15 protein-coding genes and 2 tRNA genes are annotated in these 15,290 nt (G+C 64.1%); 11 read left to right on the top strand and 6 right to left on the bottom strand.

Annotation, left to right across the window (positions count from 1 at the left end; genetic code table 11):
- The first annotated feature begins 160 nt into the window (after positions 1 to 160).
- The 4 genes from OUY36_RS14825 to OUY36_RS14810 all read left to right on the top strand — a co-directional run bounded on the left by OUY36_RS14825 (position 161) and on the right by OUY36_RS14810 (position 3,330).
- The gene (locus OUY36_RS14825) at positions 161 to 721 is read left to right on the top strand and encodes a GNAT family N-acetyltransferase (RefSeq protein WP_063539999.1); all 561 of its coding nucleotides are present in this window, start codon (positions 161 to 163) and stop codon (positions 719 to 721) included.
- Between the two features lie 163 nt (positions 722 to 884).
- Positions 885 to 1,601: an AzlC family ABC transporter permease gene (locus tag OUY36_RS14820; RefSeq protein WP_156243632.1), complete on the top strand. Its 717-nt coding sequence runs from the start codon at positions 885 to 887 to the stop codon at positions 1,599 to 1,601.
- Positions 1,598 to 1,924: an AzlD domain-containing protein gene (locus tag OUY36_RS14815; protein ID WP_156243634.1), complete on the top strand. Its 327-nt coding sequence runs from the start codon at positions 1,598 to 1,600 to the stop codon at positions 1,922 to 1,924. The genes OUY36_RS14820 and OUY36_RS14815 overlap by 4 nt, the downstream gene beginning before the upstream one ends.
- Positions 1,921 to 3,330 (top strand): MFS transporter, encoded by a 1,410-nt coding sequence (locus tag OUY36_RS14810; RefSeq protein ID WP_156243635.1) that lies wholly within the window; start codon positions 1,921 to 1,923, stop codon positions 3,328 to 3,330. Before OUY36_RS14815 ends, OUY36_RS14810 begins: the two co-directional genes overlap by 4 nt.
- 36 nt (positions 3,331 to 3,366) lie before the next feature.
- Here OUY36_RS14810 and rdgC read toward each other — a convergent pair whose 3' ends face one another.
- A complete protein-coding gene (gene rdgC, locus OUY36_RS14805; RefSeq protein WP_102840075.1) occupies positions 3,367 to 4,287 on the bottom strand; it encodes a recombination-associated protein RdgC in 921 nt (306 codons plus the stop codon).
- Positions 4,288 to 4,501: 214 nt separating this feature from the next.
- On the opposite strand from rdgC, the gene OUY36_RS14800 reads away from it, so the two are divergent.
- The 3 genes from OUY36_RS14800 to OUY36_RS14790 all read left to right on the top strand — a co-directional run bounded on the left by OUY36_RS14800 (position 4,502) and on the right by OUY36_RS14790 (position 5,672).
- A tRNA-Val gene (locus tag OUY36_RS14800) sits at positions 4,502 to 4,577 on the top strand.
- Positions 4,578 to 4,590: 13 nt separating this feature from the next.
- A tRNA-Asp gene (locus OUY36_RS14795) sits at positions 4,591 to 4,667 on the top strand.
- A gap of 255 nt (positions 4,668 to 4,922) precedes the next feature.
- Positions 4,923 to 5,672, top strand: a complete 750-nt coding sequence (locus OUY36_RS14790; RefSeq protein WP_156243637.1) for an FKBP-type peptidyl-prolyl cis-trans isomerase — start codon at positions 4,923 to 4,925, stop codon at positions 5,670 to 5,672.
- A 70-nt stretch (positions 5,673 to 5,742) separates the two neighbouring features.
- Here OUY36_RS14790 and bfr read toward each other — a convergent pair whose 3' ends face one another.
- Both bfr and OUY36_RS14780 read right to left on the bottom strand, forming a co-directional pair.
- Positions 5,743 to 6,213 carry a bacterioferritin gene (gene bfr, locus OUY36_RS14785; protein ID WP_011913876.1) on the bottom strand — a complete coding sequence of 157 codons (471 nt, stop codon included), beginning with the start codon at positions 6,211 to 6,213 and terminating at the stop codon, positions 5,743 to 5,745.
- A 203-nt stretch (positions 6,214 to 6,416) separates the two neighbouring features.
- Complete coding sequence (locus OUY36_RS14780; RefSeq protein ID WP_063539993.1) at positions 6,417 to 6,635, bottom strand: bacterioferritin-associated ferredoxin; 219 nt, start codon at positions 6,633 to 6,635, stop codon at positions 6,417 to 6,419.
- Positions 6,636 to 6,901: 266 nt separating this feature from the next.
- Here OUY36_RS14780 and OUY36_RS14775 point away from each other — a divergent pair, with 266 nt between their 5' ends.
- Both OUY36_RS14775 and OUY36_RS14770 read left to right on the top strand, forming a co-directional pair.
- Positions 6,902 to 8,095, top strand: coding sequence for a GGDEF domain-containing protein (locus OUY36_RS14775; protein ID WP_267934866.1), 1,194 nt, complete (start codon positions 6,902 to 6,904; stop codon positions 8,093 to 8,095).
- Between the two features lie 41 nt (positions 8,096 to 8,136).
- Entirely contained in the window at positions 8,137 to 8,676 is a 540-nt protein-coding gene (locus OUY36_RS14770) for a YaeQ family protein (protein ID WP_267934864.1), read from the top strand.
- Positions 8,677 to 8,703: 27 nt separating this feature from the next.
- On the opposite strand, the gene OUY36_RS14765 is transcribed toward OUY36_RS14770, so the two are convergent.
- Genes OUY36_RS14765 through OUY36_RS14755 form a run of 3 tightly spaced genes read right to left on the bottom strand, consistent with a single transcriptional unit; the run spans position 8,704 to position 11,062 of the window.
- Entirely contained in the window at positions 8,704 to 9,615 is a 912-nt protein-coding gene (locus OUY36_RS14765; protein WP_156243641.1) for a biotin-dependent carboxyltransferase family protein, read from the bottom strand.
- Complete coding sequence (gene pxpB / locus OUY36_RS14760; protein WP_267934863.1) at positions 9,612 to 10,316, bottom strand: 5-oxoprolinase subunit PxpB; 705 nt, start codon at positions 10,314 to 10,316, stop codon at positions 9,612 to 9,614. The genes OUY36_RS14765 and pxpB overlap by 4 nt, the downstream gene beginning before the upstream one ends.
- The gene (locus tag OUY36_RS14755; protein ID WP_267934862.1) at positions 10,313 to 11,062 is read right to left on the bottom strand and encodes a 5-oxoprolinase subunit PxpA; all 750 of its coding nucleotides are present in this window, start codon (positions 11,060 to 11,062) and stop codon (positions 10,313 to 10,315) included. The genes pxpB and OUY36_RS14755 overlap by 4 nt, the downstream gene beginning before the upstream one ends.
- A gap of 261 nt (positions 11,063 to 11,323) precedes the next feature.
- Between OUY36_RS14755 and recJ the strand changes: the two genes are divergently transcribed.
- Together recJ and OUY36_RS14745 are read left to right on the top strand one after the other, a co-directional pair.
- Positions 11,324 to 13,039, top strand: a complete 1,716-nt coding sequence (recJ, locus tag OUY36_RS14750) for a single-stranded-DNA-specific exonuclease RecJ (protein ID WP_267934861.1) — start codon at positions 11,324 to 11,326, stop codon at positions 13,037 to 13,039.
- Between the two features lie 128 nt (positions 13,040 to 13,167).
- Positions 13,168 to 15,261, top strand: coding sequence for a molybdopterin oxidoreductase family protein (locus tag OUY36_RS14745; protein ID WP_267934859.1), 2,094 nt, complete (start codon positions 13,168 to 13,170; stop codon positions 15,259 to 15,261).
- Positions 15,262 to 15,290 lie beyond the last annotated feature (29 nt).

Raw genomic sequence — 15,290 nt, 5'->3', positions numbered from 1 at the left:
TGAAGTTTCGCAGCATTGGCGTGCCCGTGTACGGTGTTGCTACCAAGGTCGCATGTGTCTAGCACGGGCATGCCGGCCGTCCTTTAACTACCGCATCACGCGCGCTGCTGGAGTTGCCCGCCAACGGCCAGCCATCCACAAGCCTTTACAGGAGATCGCCATGTTCAGCCCACTTCCGGTAACCCTGCAACGCGGAGCGCTGCGTCTGGAGCCGATGGTGGACGCGGATATCCCCGAGCTGGTCGCCCTGGCTGAGAGAAACCGCGCCGAGCTGGCCTACATGAATGGCCCGCTGCGCCCGGATTGGTATCGCCAGGCCGTTGCCGAGCAGCGCGACGGCAGGGCTGTGGTATTCAGCATTCGGATGGCCGAGCGCCTGGTCGGCACTACGCGCTTCGCTGACTTCGTCAGCGGTCTTCCGGCCGCCGAGCTGGGCTGGACCTGGCTCGACCAGGCGGAGCATGGCAGCGGCTTGAACGCCTCGATCAAGTTCCTGCTGTTGCGCCATGCATTCGAGGAGTGGCAACTGGTCCGGCTGCAGTTGAAGACTGCGGCCAGCAATCTGCGCTCCCAGCGCGCGATCGAGAAGCTCGGCGCACAGCGCGAAGGCCTGCTGCGCAACCATCGCCGGTTGGCGGACGGCCGGCTCGACGACACGGTGCTGTACAGCATTACCGACCGCGAATGGAGCCAGGTCCGGCAGCGGCTCGCGGCCGACTGACCTCGGGCGCCGCTCTGGATCGCCTGTTGCCGCCAGTTCGGTTATCGTGCGGTGCTTTGTCGCAACAGTCCGCTCGATCGACCGAAGCCTTTCGTCGTGCCATGCCCGTACAGCCGGTGGTGCGGCGTATGGTTCGTCGACGCGAGGCCTACAAGGAGTTCCTATGTCCCGCTCGCAAGAGTTCGCCCACGGTTGCCGTGACATCCTGCCGCTGATTCTCGGGGCGATCCCCTTCGGCGTCATTTTCGGCACGCTGGCGGTGGGGGCGGGCCTGACGGGCTGGCAGGCGATGGGGATGTCCACGCTGGTATTCGCCGGCTCCGCGCAGTTCATCGCGATCACCCTGATCACCGGTGGGGTCGGCGCGGCGGTAGTGCTGCTCACCACATTCGTTGTGAACCTTCGCCACGCCTTGTACAGCGCCGCCTTGCAGCCGTTCGTTCGCCATCTGCCTGGCCGTTGGCGTGCGCCGTTGGCGTTCTGGCTGACGGACGAGGCATTCGCTGTGGTGCAGAACCGCTATGCGCGCGACGACGCATCGCCCTACAAGCACTGGTTCTTTCTCGGGGCGGCCTTGACCATGTACGTCAACTGGCAATTGTCGACGCTCGTGGGGATCGCCTTTGGTCAGGCGGTGCCGGATATCGCTCGCTGGGGACTGGACTTCGCCATGATTGCCACCTTCATCGGCATTGCCGTGCCGATGATGCGCACCCGCCCACAGGTGGCCTCGGCACTGGTGGCTGGCGCCGTGGCGCTGCTGACCTGGGAACTGCCCTACAAGCTCGGGCTGATAGCCGCCGCGCTGGCGGGAATCGTCATCGGTGTATGGCTGGAGCGACGGGCCGAAGCCGCGGCCCGACCGCAGGGGGCGCTATGAGTACCTGGCTGCTGATCATCGGCATGCTGGCGATCACCTTCGTGATCCGCTACAGCTTCTTTGCCTGGCCAAATCTGCGCTTTCCACGCGCCATCGAGCAGGGCCTGCATTACGTGCCGGTGGCGGTGCTGACCGCGATCGTGGTGCCCGGCATGCTGATGCCGGACGGGCAGTTGGCGTTGAGCTGGGACAACGCATATCTGCTGGCCGGGCTGCTGGCCATCGCCATCGCCGCGTTCAGCCGCAACCTGCTGGCGACCATCGCCGGCGGTCTGCTGAGCTTCTTCGTGCTGCGCTTGGCGCTCGGGCAGTTGCCGATATGAGAGGCGAGTCAGCCAAACGCGCCGCGCGATCGGCATCGGCCAGGGGCGAGCAAGCGCCACGCTCGCAGTTCCGTCTGCTCGGCAAGCGCCGCTTTCTGCCGTTCTTCTGCACGCAACTGCTCGGCGCGTTCAACGACAACGTGTTCAAGCAGGCGTTGATCCTGGCGATTCTGTTCAAGCTCGGCACGGCTGCCGACAAGAGTCTGCTGATCAATCTCTGCGCGTTGCTGTTCATCCTGCCGTTCTTTCTCTTTTCCGCGCTGGGCGGACAGCTGGGCGAGCGCTTCGAGAAGGCTGCGCTGATCCGCAGGATCAAGTTCGCCGAGATCCTCATCATGCTGGCCGGTGCGCTGGGCATGCTGCTGGGCAACCTGCCGCTGCTGCTCGTGGTGCTGTTCTGCATGGGGACCCAATCGGCGCTGTTCGGCCCGGTCAAGTATTCGATCCTGCCGCAACAGCTGGCCGAGGACGAACTGGTCGGCGGTAATGCACTGGTGGAGATGGGAACGTTCCTGGCCATTCTCGGCGGCACCATCGGTGCGGGTGTGCTGATGGCGAGCGACGCCTATGCGGAGTGGGTGGCGCTCAGCGTGGTGCTGATCGCCTTGATCGGGTATCTGGCCAGCCTCGCGATTCCCGCTGCGACGGCCGCCTTGCCAACATTGCATATGGACTGGCGCGTGCTGCGCCAGTCATGGCGAATCCTGCGGCTGGGCTTCGGCCAGCAGCGCGCCGTGTCCCGGGCGATGCTGGGCAATTCCTGGTTCTGGTTTCTTGGCGCAACCTACCTGACGCAGATCCCGGCGTTTGCCAAGGACTATCTCGGCGGCGATGAAAGCGTGGTAACGCTGATCCTCACCCTGTTCTCGGTGGGCATCGCGCTGGGGTCGCTGCTCTGCGAACGGCTGTCGCGGCATCACGTGGAAATCGGCCTGGTGCCATTCGGGGCGTCCGGCCTGAGCCTGTGCGGGGTGCTGCTCTGGTGGCATGCTGGCGAGCACCCGTTGCCTGCGGCCAGCGTGGACTGGCTGACCCTGCTTGGTGAGCCTTCCGCCTGGTGGGTACTGGCAGACATCCTCGGGCTGGGAATCTTCGGCGGCGTTTACATCGTCCCGCTGTATGCCCTGATCCAGTCACGCAGTGTGGTGCACGAGCGCTCGCGGGTGGTGGCGGCGAACAACATTCTCAATGCGCTGTTCATGGTCGCCTCGGCGAGCATCGCGATCCTGCTCTTGGTCGTGCTGAAACTGTCGATACCGCAGCTGTTCCTGGTCGTCTCGCTGCTCAGCGTCCTGGTCTGCGGCGCGCTGTTCATCGATGCCCCGGAGTTCATCGAGCGCTTCCTGCTCTGGGCGCTGGGGGATCGGCTGGGAGGGAAATTGCTGGTGCAGCTCGGATTGCGCTGAGGCGGGGAAGGGGGCGCCGAGCGGCGCCCCGTGCGGTCAGATGCCCTGCGGAACCTCTTCGCCGCCGAACGCTTCGAACAGCGCCGGCAGGAATTCGCGGAAGGTCATCATCATCAGCAGGAAGCTGGCGTCCTGCTGGGCGAGGGCGTCGTCGCCACCATCCTGTTCGGCCTGGTCCTGCAGCAGCTCCTCGAAGCGCAGGCGCTTGATGATCAGCTTGTCGTCCAGCACGAAGGACAGCTTGTCCTGCCAGGCCAGTGACAGCTGAGTGACCTGCTTGCCAGCTTCCATATGCTGCTGGATCTCGTCGCTGGTCAGGTCCTGGCGCTTGCAGCGCACCACACCGCCATCTTCGTGGGTGTCGCGCAGTTCGCATTCGTCGAGCACGAAAAAGTCCTCAGCGGCCTTCTGTGTCTTGACCCAGTCGGTGAGTGTGGCGCTGGGCGCGATCTTCACCGTCAGCGGGCGCACCGGCAGCGAGCCGATCGCTTCGCGCAGGGTGGAGAGCAGGTCCTCCGCCTTCTTCGGGCTGGCCGAGTTGACCAGGATCAGGCCGCGCTCGGCGTCGATCGCGGCGAAGGTGCCGGACTTGCGAATGAAGGCGCGTGGCAGGAAGGCCTGGATGATCTCGTCCTTGATCTGGTCGCGCTCCTTCTTATAGACCTTGCGCATCTGCTCGGCTTCGATCTCGTCGACCTTCTCCTTCACCGCGTCCTTGACCACGCTGCCGGGCAGGATGCGTTCTTCCTTGCGCGTGGCGATCAGCAGGAAACCCTGGCTGACATGCACCAGCGGGGCGTCTTCGCCCTTGCCGAACGGCGCGACGAAACCATAGGTGCTTAGCTCCTGGCTGGCGCAGGGGCGGGCGGGTTTGGCGGCCAGTGCAGCTTCGAGCGTCTCCGCATCTAGCGCGACATCCTGGGTGAGACGGTATACGAGCAGGTTGCGAAACCACATGGCGGGGTAGATCTCCGGAAAGCAAAGGGGTGCATTATTCCTGCCTGGCCAGTTCAGGCCAACCCTGCGGGCGGTTAATGCGCAGCAGGTGGGGAAAAACGGACGGTAAACAGGGTGTTTCCTAAGTCTTTGGAACTTCTGCAATTTTTTTTTCAAAAGGGGGTTGCCAAGGTGCGGAACCCTCTCTAGAATGCGCCCCACTTCGAGAGCAAACGGGTGATTAGCTCAGCTGGGAGAGCATCTGCCTTACAAGCAGAGGGTCGGCGGTTCGATCCCGTCATCACCCACCACTCGAGGTTTAGCGCAGCGGTAGTTCAGTCGGTTAGAATACCGGCCTGTCACGCCGGGGGTCGCGGGTTCGAGTCCCGTCCGCTGCGCCATATTCGCTTCACGGGAACACTGAACGCCCTGAAGCAACGAAGAAAACGGCCTTAGAGGCCGTTTTTTTTTGCCTGCTTTTCCGGGATGCCACGCCGTCCCTGTTCATGCCCCCCTGCGGCAAAATGCTACGCGCTTCCTTTCTTTGCCATCTCTTTACGATCGTTGCCGGGAGGCGCGGTAGCCAGTGCCTGGATGCGCTGCTAAGCTCGGCCATTCGTTATCGATATGCCTCCAGCGTAATTTAAGGAAACAGCATGAGACTGAGACATCAACGTTTGGCACCTGCGGTTGCGCTGGTCGGCCTGGTACTTGCCGGCTGCGATTCGCAGACCAGTGTCAAACTGGACACTCCGGCGCAGAAGGCGTCCTACGGTATCGGCCTGAACATGGGCAAGAGCCTTGCGCAGGAGGGCATGGATGATCTCGATTCCCAGGCTGTAGCGCAGGGTATCGAAGACGCCATCGGCAACAAGGAGCAGAAGCTCACCGATGAGCAGCTGATGGAAGCCTTCACGTTCCTGCAGACGCGCGCCGAAGAGCGTATGGCCGAGATGAACGCCAAGGCGGTCGAGGCGGGCAAGAAGTTTCTCGAAGAGAATGCCAAGCGTGAGGGTGTGAAGACCACCGAATCCGGCCTGCAGTACGAAGTCATCAAGTCGGCCGAAGGGCGTCAGCCGACTGAGAACGACGTAGTGACCGTTCACTACGAAGGCAGCCTGACCGATGGCACCGTTTTCGATAGCTCGATCAAGCGCGGCAGTCCGATCGACCTGCCGGTTGGTGGCGTGATTCCTGGCTGGGTCGAAGGCCTGCAGCTGATGCACGTCGGCGAGAAGTTCAAGCTCTATATCCCGAGCGAGCTGGCCTACGGCGAGCAGAGCCCGAGTCCGCTGATTCCGGCCAATTCGGTGCTGGTGTTCGATCTCGAACTGCTGGACATCAAAGGTGACGAGGCCGAGGAGCCGGCTGCCGAGCAGCCTGCCGAGGCCCCGGAGCAGCAGTAAGCTAGATCGCTGGAAACGAAAACGCCCCGATCTGATCGGGGCGTTTTGTTTTGCGACTGTGCTTGGTGGATCAGTCGTCCATTTGCGACTGCAGGTAGTTCTCCAGGCCGACCTTGTCGATCAGGCCCAGCTGGGTTTCCAGCCAGTCGATATGTTCTTCCTCGGACTCGAGGATGTCTTCCAGCAGCTCCCGGCTGCCGTAGTCGCCGACGCTTTCGCAGTAGGCGATGGCGACCTTCAGATCCTGTACACCGCCCTGTTCCAGCTTGAGATCGCACTCGAGCATCTCGCGGGTGTTCTCGCCGATCAGCAGCTTGCCGAGATCCTGCAGATTCGGCAGGCCTTCGAGGAAGAGGATGCGCTTGATCAGCTTGTCGGCATGCTTCATCTCGTCGATGGATTCGTCGTATTCGTGCTTGCCGAGCTTGCCGAGGCCCCAGTCCTCGTACATCCGCGCGTGTAGGAAGTACTGGTTGATGGCTACCAGCTCGTTACCGAGGATCTTGTTGAGATGCTGAATGACCAGCTTGTCGCCTTTCATGGAGTTGTCTGCCTGGGCCGGTGGAAATAAATGCAGTCTGGGCACGCCAGGTCGAGCTGTCAAACCGTAACACTGTGCTAAGTGCTTGAATCAGAAAGTCAAAATCCAATGAGAATGGTTGCGTTCTGCGTCGATTTGGCAAGCCTATGATTTGCGGGCAAAAAAAAGCCGGGTTCGCCCCGGCTCTTCTGGAATCCGTTTTTTCAGGCCTGGGCGAAACTGGCAGGGAAGGCGAGGGAGGCCTGGGCATTCTGTACGTCGCTGAGTGTTTCGCGCACCACCTGCTTGGCGACGCAGGCGCATTTGCCGCATTGGGTGGCCACGCCGGTGGTCTCGCGGACCTCACGGTAACTGCAGCAGCCATCGTAGATGGCATCGCGAATCTGACCGTCGGTGACGCCTTGGCAAAGACAGACGTACATAAACACTGCTCGCTGTAATTCGTTGATGCGGGTGATGCTAATCAGAATGAGAATAGTTGTCAAAGATCGTTCGTCGGCTTGTTGTCAGGAGTTGGGAAAGAAGGGCTGCTGCGCTGCATTGTGCTCATGCATCCGAGCGACGCCCTGGCGCCCGTCGGCGCTCGCTGGCTTCTTGCCTCAGGCGCCGCGTAAACTGCCGCCCCCTTTGATCCCGCCTTTATCCGAGTCAAGTGAAGGATGCGGGGCTATTCCTGCGGAGCTGCGTTGTGCATCTGGACGTTCCCACCCTGACGCTGGTGGACATATATGTGCTGCTCCTGCTCGGCGTACTGATGTTCTGCGCCTGGCGTAGCGGGCAGCGGGATTCGACGTTGGGTTGCACCTGTCTCATGCTGCTGTTCGGGACCGTCTCTACGGTGCTTGGCTCTCTGCGAGGCCTCGGTATCGACGTGGTGCCAATCGTGCTCGGCAACGTCGCCCTGCAGCTGGCGCTGGCCATGAACTGGACGGCGATGCGCACCTTCGCCGGCCGGCGGCCTTATCTGCCTGGCATCGTTGCCGGGGCGCTGCTCTGGGGCGCGCTGTGTCTGGTGCCGGCGTTTTACTCGTCGCTGACTGCTCGGCTACTGCTGGCTTCGGCGTTGACGGTCATCTATACCGCGCTTGCCATGTTCGAGCTCTGGCGTAGCCGGCAGCAAATATCCGTGTCACTGCGGCCCGCCATCGGGTTGATGATGTTCCATGTGGCGTTCTATCTGCTGCGTATGGTGGTGGACCGCGGCCAGCCGTTCGGTGACCCGAAGGCGGTGAGTTTCTTCGCCTTCGTGATCTTCGAGACGTTGCTCTACGCCATCGGAATCTCCTTCGTCACCCTGGCGATGGTCCGTGAGCGCGCCGAGCAGCAATATCGGCACGCCTCGCTCAGCGATCCGCTGACCGGCATCGGCAACCGGCGTTCGTTCATCGATGCCGGACAGGCTTTGCTCCAGCGTGGGCGCCTGCGTGGTGAACCGGTGGCTTTACTGCTTTGCGATCTGGACTTCTTCAAGCGGCTCAACGACACCTTCGGTCATCAGGCTGGTGATCGCGCGCTGGTCGATTTTGGCCAGGTGATCGCACGACGAATGCGGCGGCAAGATGTGTTCGGGCGGATCGGTGGTGAAGAGTTCGCCTGTCTGTTGGCCGATGCCGACGCGCTTGTCGCTCGCGAGGTGGCCGAGCGTATCCGTGCTGAGTTCGCCGCCATGCCCTTCGCCGAGCAGGGGCGGTTGAGCGTCAGCATCGGTGTGGCGACTACCACCTCGGGTTACGAACTCGATGAGCTATTGGCGCAGGCTGATCGGGCGCTTTACGTGGCCAAGGCTGCGGGCCGCAATTGCACCCGCCTGGCCTGCGAAGATGGTAGGGCGCTGGTCGAGACTGCCACCGCTGCGCGGGACGCGCCGGGGGTCGAGCTTTGAGGTAGACTGCCTGCCTTTTTTCCAACACGAAGCCCGCCAAAATGGCCCTGCAAGCGACGCCTTACAAAGTCGAGCTGAACCTCACGGACTTGGACCGTGGCGTCTATGAGAATCTGCGCTTCACCGTTGCCAGGCACCCTTCGGAAACCGAGGAGCGCCTGGGTGTGCGTCTGATCGCTTATGCGCTCTGGTATAGCGAGCAGCTGGCGTTCGGCCGCGGGCTGTCGGATGTGGATGAACCGGCGCTCTGGGAGAAGAGCCTGGATGGCCGCGTCCTGCACTGGATCGAGGTCGGTCAGCCGGACGCCGAGCGCCTGACCTGGTGCGCCCGGCGCGCCGAGCGAGTCAGCTTGTTGGCCTACGGCAACCTGCGGGTCTGGCAGGGCAAGGTGGTCGAGGCGGTGAAGGGGCTGAAGAACCTTTCCATCGCCACGGTCGACTCCGAATCGCTTGCCGGCCTGGTGAAAGACCTGCCCAGAAGCCTGCAATGGGGGGTGATGATCAGCGACGGTACGCTGTTCATAACCGACGAGCGCGGGCAGTTCGAAGTGTCGCTCGGCTGGCTGCTCGGCGAGCGCTGATGGCATGACCTGTTTGCCGCGTTGAGCCTAGCGCCATTGGTTGAGCAGCGCCCGTTGCTCGCGCTGCGCAGCCTCCAGCGAGACAGGTCTGAGGCGGATCACGCTGCCTGGCAGGCACTGCGCGAGCTGCGCCACAGCCAAGGGTGTCAGTGCACCGAGCCGGGGATAGCCGCCGATTGTCTGGCGGTCGTTGAGCAGAATGATCGGCTGGCCGTCGGCCGGAACCTGAATCGCGCCCAGCGGAATCCCCTCGGAAACCATCGATGTATCCCTGCAGTGAAGTGTCGGGCCGAGCAAGCGGACGCCCATTCGATCTGCGCGCTGATCGACGACCCACTCGCCATTGAATGCCGCAAACAGGCTCGTCCCGCTGAAGGCGGCGATCTGTGCCCCTGGCACCACTGAAAGGACACCGCCGGACAGCGCCGTTATCGCTTGTGCTGGCAGTTCCCTCGAGACGGCAGCGTGGCCCTGCCAGCACAAGCGGTCGCCCGCGCGCAGCGCGCGCCCGTCGTCTGCGAGCCCACCCATCTGCTCCCGCCTCACCGTTGCGCAGCTCCCCAGCACTCGCGGGGCCTGAAAGCCGCCCGGAGCGGCGAGATAGGCGCGTGCGCCATGGCGTGGTTGGCTGAAGGTTAGCTGCTGGCCCCGGCTGATCGTAAAGGCGTGCCCCGGCGCGATGGGCTGGCCGTCCAGCGTTGCGCCGAGATCGGCGCCAAAGATGGCGAGGCGGGCATCGGTCTCGGCGCGTAGACGAAAGTTGCCGAGGGTTACTTCCACCACCGGCGCGTCAAGAGGGTTGCCGAGCAGCCAGTTCGCCCAGGCGCAAGAGAGCCAATCCACCGCGCCGCCCTGCGTCACCCCGAGGTGACGAACACCGAAACGCCCACGGTCCTGAATGCTGGCGAGTGCGCCGGCCTGCTCGACGACCAGGCTCATGGCGCGGCCTCGAACGGGCTGTCGTCGCCGCCCAGGCGGATGAATTCGGCGCGCTCGACCGCGACGAAACGTACCCGGTCGCCAGGTTGCAATAGGCTGTATTGGTCGGACTCGCGGTCGAACAGGCGCGTCGGACTGCGGCCGATCAGGTTCCAGCCGCCCGGTGACTGTGCCGGATAAATCGCGGTCTGCCGGTCGGCGATACCCACACTGCCAGCCGGTACCTGCTTGCGCGGTGTGGCCAGGCGCGGGCTGGCGAGCCGCTCATCGACCAGTCCGAGGAAGGCGAAGCCCGGCGCGAACCCGAGGGCGAACACCTGGTAAACATGCGCGCTGTGTCGTTCGATGACTCCGCTGATGCCCAACCCGCTGCGCTCGCCAAGGTATTCCAGCTCAGGGCCGGCGTCGCGGTCATACCACACCGGGATCTCGTGCAGGCGGCCGCTTCGGGTCGTTGCCGGGCGCAGGCCATCAAGTGCAGTGGCGATCAGGCCGCGCGCCTGGCGATCATCGAGCAGGGTCAGGTCATAGTGGACGAAGAGTGTGGTGTAGGAGGGCACCAGGTCGATCAGCGCGGTACCGAAGGCCTCCTCGATGCGGTCCCTGGCGGCGAGCAGCCAGGGCATGTTGCCTTCGTCGATCTGGTCGAAAAGTCGCAGCATCAAGCAATCGACGCCGACCACCTCGATTTGCGGCTTCACGGTGTGATCGCCTCTAAGGACTGGCGAATGCGCTGCACGGCGAGAATGGAAGCGGCATTGTCGCCATGCACGCATAGCGTGTCGGCCTGCAGGGTCAAGGTGCCGCCATCGTGGGTGGTGAGGGCCTCGCCGCGAGCCAGGCGTAGGGCCTGGTCGGCCACCCTGTCGCTGTCATGGTGAACCGCGCCTGGCAGCTTGCGGTTCACCAGCATGCCGGCGTTGTCGTAAGCGCGGTCGGCGAAAACCTCGAACCACAGGGTGATGCCCATCTCCGCCGCCATCGCCTGGCTGGCACTGTTGTCACGAGTGGACATCAGCATCAGCGGCAGGCTGTCGCTATAGGCCTTGATCGCTGCCATCACAGCCCGTAGCAGCTCCGGCTCACGCATCATGTCGTTGTACAGCGCGCCGTGAGGCTTGACGTAGCGGACCTGGGTTCCTTCGGCACGGCAAATCCCCTCGAGCGCGCCGACCTGATAGAGCAGCATGTTCTCCACTTCGTCTGGCATACAGGCCATGGAGCGACGGCCGAAGCCGACCAGATCCGGATAGCCCGGATGTGCGCCGATGAGCACGCCATGCCGCTGTGCGAGTGCAACCGTGCGGCGCATGACCTGCGGATCGGATGCATGGAAGCCGCAGGCGATGTTGGCACAGTCGATGAGCGGCATCACTTCGGCGTCGAGACCCATCGTCCAGGCGCCGAAGCTCTCGCCAATGTCGCAGTTCAATAACAGACGGCCCATTTGGAAGGCTCCTTCGAATGGTCGATGCGCAGCGGTGTAGCGGATGGCCAGGCGCCGTGGTTGCGTTAGATTATCCGACATAGCGCCGGCAGCCTGCACGAGTGCCGGATTCGACATTGCTGTATGCTTGCCCGCCTCGTCGGCCAAGCCGGCGGAGCCAGGTCATGATCCGTTCCGATCCGCTGAATCCCTTTGCTTCGCAGGCGGCCCGCAGGGCAAGCAGTTCACGCCCTCAATCCGTTTTGACCGAGACCGGAACCCATGCGTATCGAACCCCGCCCCCTGCCCGAGCAGCTGCCCGATCTTGGCGAGCTGCCGCCGCTGCTGCAGCGCCTCTACGCGGCGCGTGGCGTGACCTGCGCAGCGGAGCTGGACAAGGGGCTGGCACGGCTGATTCCTTATAAGCAGCTCAAGGGCATCGATGCGGCAGTCGAGCTGCTGGTCGAGGCGCTGGAAAAGCGCCAGCGCATCCTGTTCGTCGGCGATTTCGATGCCGATGGCGCTACGGCCAGCACGGTCGGCGTGCTCGGACTGCGCCAGCTGGGTGCCGCCCACGTCGATTACCTGGTGCCCAATCGTTTCGAGTACGGCTACGGCCTGACCCCGGAAATCGTCGCCGTCGCCTTGCAGCGCGAGCCCGAACTGCTGGTGACCGTGGATAACGGCATCTCCAGCGTCGATGGCGTCGCGGCGGCGAAGGCGGCAGGGCTCAAGGTGCTGGTCACCGACCACCATCTGCCGGGCCACGAACTGCCGGCGGCCGATGCCATCGTCAATCCCAACCAGCCGGAATGCACCTTCCCGAGCAAGTGCATCGCCGGGGTTGGCGTCATCTTCTATGTGCTGCTCGCCCTGCGCGCGCGGCTGCGTGAGCTGAACTGGTTCGCCCGTCAGGGCTGGGCCGAGCCGAACCTGGCCGAGCTGCTCGATCTGGTGGCGCTGGGCAGCGTCGCCGACGTGGTGCCGCTGGACGCCAACAACCGCATCCTCGTCCATCAGGGCCTGGCGCGAATTCGCGCGGGGCGGGCTCGGCCGGGGTTGCGGGCGATTCTCGAGGTTGCCGGGCGCGATCATCGCCGCATCACCTCCACCGACCTGGGCTTCATCCTCGGCCCGCGATTGAACGCGGCCGGTCGACTGGATGACATGTCGCTGGGCATCGAATGCCTGCTCTGCGAGGACGAGGCGCTGGCGCGAGATATGGCGACCCAGCTCGACGAGCTGAACAAGGATCGCAAGGCCATCGAGCAGGGCATGCAGCGCGAGGCGCTGGCGCAGCTCAAGGACCTGCCACTGGAAGACCTGCCGTTCGGCCTGTGTCTGTTCGAGGCGGACTGGCACCAGGGCGTGATCGGCATCCTGGCTTCGCGCCTCAAGGAGCGCTACCATCGCCCGACCATCGCCTTCGCCGATGCTGGCGACGGGCTGCTCAAGGGCTCGGCGCGCTCGGTGCCGGGCTTTCATATTCGCGATGCGCTGGATGCGGTTGCCGCCAGGCATCCCGGCCTGATCAGCAAGTTCGGCGGGCACGCCATGGCGGCCGGGCTGTCGCTGCCACAAGCCAACTTCGGCGCTTTCGCCGCCGCCTTCGATGCCGAGGTGCGCCGCCAGCTGTACGAGGACGATCTCACCGGTCGGCTGCTCACCGATGGCCAGCTCAGCGTCGAGGAGTTCCATCTGGAGCTGGCGCGTGCGCTGCGCAACGCCGGGCCCTGGGGCCAGCATTTTCCCGAGCCGATGTTCCACGGTGTGTTCCAGTTGGTGCAGCAGCGTATCGTCGGTGAGCGCCATCTCAAGCTTGTGCTGAAGAGCGAATGCGGCTCGCTGACGCTGGACGGTATCGCCTTCAACGTCGACCGCGAAATCTGGCCGAACCCGACGGTGCGCTGGGCGGAGCTGGCCTACAAGCTCGACGTCAACGAGTATCGCGGCCAGGAAAGCGTGCAGCTGATGGTGGCGCATATCGCCCCGCGCTGACCGATGCATGCCAGCCGACGATAGGCTGGCTGAATCGGCTGGCATTCCCCGCCGGAACGTTCGATTGTTGCCTGCCGCCGCCGCGCCTAGAGTGGCGAGACAACAACAGCGCCATGCGGGAACCCGAAATGAGCGACATCAGCGTCCATCACCGTGCCTGTCATCTGTGCGAAGCCATCTGCGGCCTGACCATCCAGACCGAAGGCGAGCGCATCCTTTCGATCAAGGGCGACCCCCTCGACAGCTTCAGCCGCGGCCATATCTGTCCGAAGGCAGTAGCGCTGCAGGACATCCAGAACGACCCCGATCGCCTGCGCCACCCCATGCGCCGCTGCGGCGAAGAGTGGCAGGCCATCGGCTGGGACGAGGCCTACGAGCTGGTCGCCGAGCGCCTGGCCGAGATTCGCGAGCGCCACGGCAGCAATTCCGTGGCGATCTACCAAGGCAATCCGAGTGTGCATAACTACGGGCTGACGACCCATAGCAACTATTTCCTCGGCTTGCTGAAAACGCGCAACCGCTTCTCCGCGACCTCGGTCGACCAGCTGCCGCACCACCTGACCAGCCACCTGATGTACGGCCATGGCCTGCTGCTGCCGGTGCCGGATATCGATCACACCGATTTCATGCTGATCCTTGGCGGCAACCCACTGGCCTCCAATGGCAGCATCATGACCGTGCCCGATGTGGAGAAGCGGCTGAAGGCGATCCGCGCCCGCGGCGGCAAGCTGGTGGTCGTCGACCCACGCCGCAGCGAGACCGCCGCGATCGCCGATCAGCACCTGTTCGTGCGCCCCGGTCAGGACGCCGCGCTGTTGTTCGGCCTGCTCAACACCCTGTTCGAGGAAGGGCTGACGCGTGCCAGCGAACTGCCGCTGGACGGTATCGAGGAGGTGCGCACGGCGATCGCTGCCTTTACGGCAGAAGCGATGAGTGCCCGTTGCGGAGTACCGGCCGAGCAGATCCGCCAGCTGGCGCGGGACTTCGCGGCGGCGGACAGGGCGGTTTGCTACGGACGCATGGGCGTTTCGACTCAGGCCTTCGGCACGCTCTGCCAGTGGCTGGTGCAGCTGATCAACCTGATCACCGGTAATCTCGACCGGGTCGGCGGCGCGCTGTGCACCGAGCCGGCGGTGGATCTGGTGGAGACCACCAAGGGCGGCCATTTTGACGCCTGGCGTAGTCGGGTTTCGCAACTGCCTGAATACGGCGGCGAACTACCGGTAGCGGCATTGGCCGAAGAGATGCTCGAGCCTGGGGAAGGGCAGGTGCGTGCGCTGATCACCGTGGCCGGCAACCCGGTGCTCTCCACGCCCAACGGGCGCAAGCTGGAGCAGGCGCTGGATGGCCTGGAGTTCATGCTCAGCGTGGATTTCTACATCAACGAGACGACCCGCTATGCCGACGTGATCCTGCCGCCGACCGCACCGCTGGAACACGACCATTACGACGCAACATTCAATCTGCTCGCCGTGCGCAACGTCACCCGCTTCAACCAGCCGGTGCTGCCCAAGCCCGAGGGCGCGCTGCACGACTGGGAGATCTTCATCGGGCTGGCCAAGGCCTACGCGACGCGGGTGGGCGTCGAGCTCAAGCCCACCATGCCGCCGCAGCAGATGATGGACCTGGCGCTGCGCCATGGGCCATACGGCGACAAGTCCGAGCGTAAGCTGAGCCTGGCAGCGCTGGAGGACTATCCGCACGGGCTGGATCTCGGGCCGCTCAAGCCGAATCTGGCGCGGCGCCTGAAAACGCCGAACAAGCGCATCCAGGCCGCGCCGGCGCTGATGCTGGACGATCTACAGCGTTTCGCCGCGCAACCTCAGACGGGTGCCGACGAGCTGTTGCTGATCGGCCGTCGCCATGTACGCAGCAACAACTCCTGGATGCACAACTACCAGCGCCTGGTGAAGGGCAAGCCGCGCCATCAGTTGCTGATGCACCCTGCGGACATGGCTGCTCGGGCGTTGCAGGATGGCCAGCGGGTGCGCGTGCATTCGCGGGTCGGCGTGGTCGAGGTGGAGGCGCTGGCCAGCGAGGAGATGATGCCCGGCGTGGTCAGCCTGCCGCACGGCTGGGGCCATGCGCGGCCGGGCGTGCAGCTGGATATCGCGCGGCAGCAGCCTGGCGCCAGCAGCAACGACCTGACCGACGAGCGCCAGCTGGACGTTTCCGGCAACGCCGCGCTCAACGGTGTGCCGGTGCAGGTCAGCGCCGCCTGACGAGCGGCTTCGCCAGCCTCGGGCTGGGC

Origin of the sequence: Stutzerimonas sp. R40042, assembly GCF_026642215.1 — a bacterium.
Classification (GTDB): Bacteria; Pseudomonadota; Gammaproteobacteria; order Pseudomonadales; family Pseudomonadaceae; genus Stutzerimonas; species Stutzerimonas frequens.
This window is presented reverse-complemented; position numbering and strand designations above follow the sequence as displayed.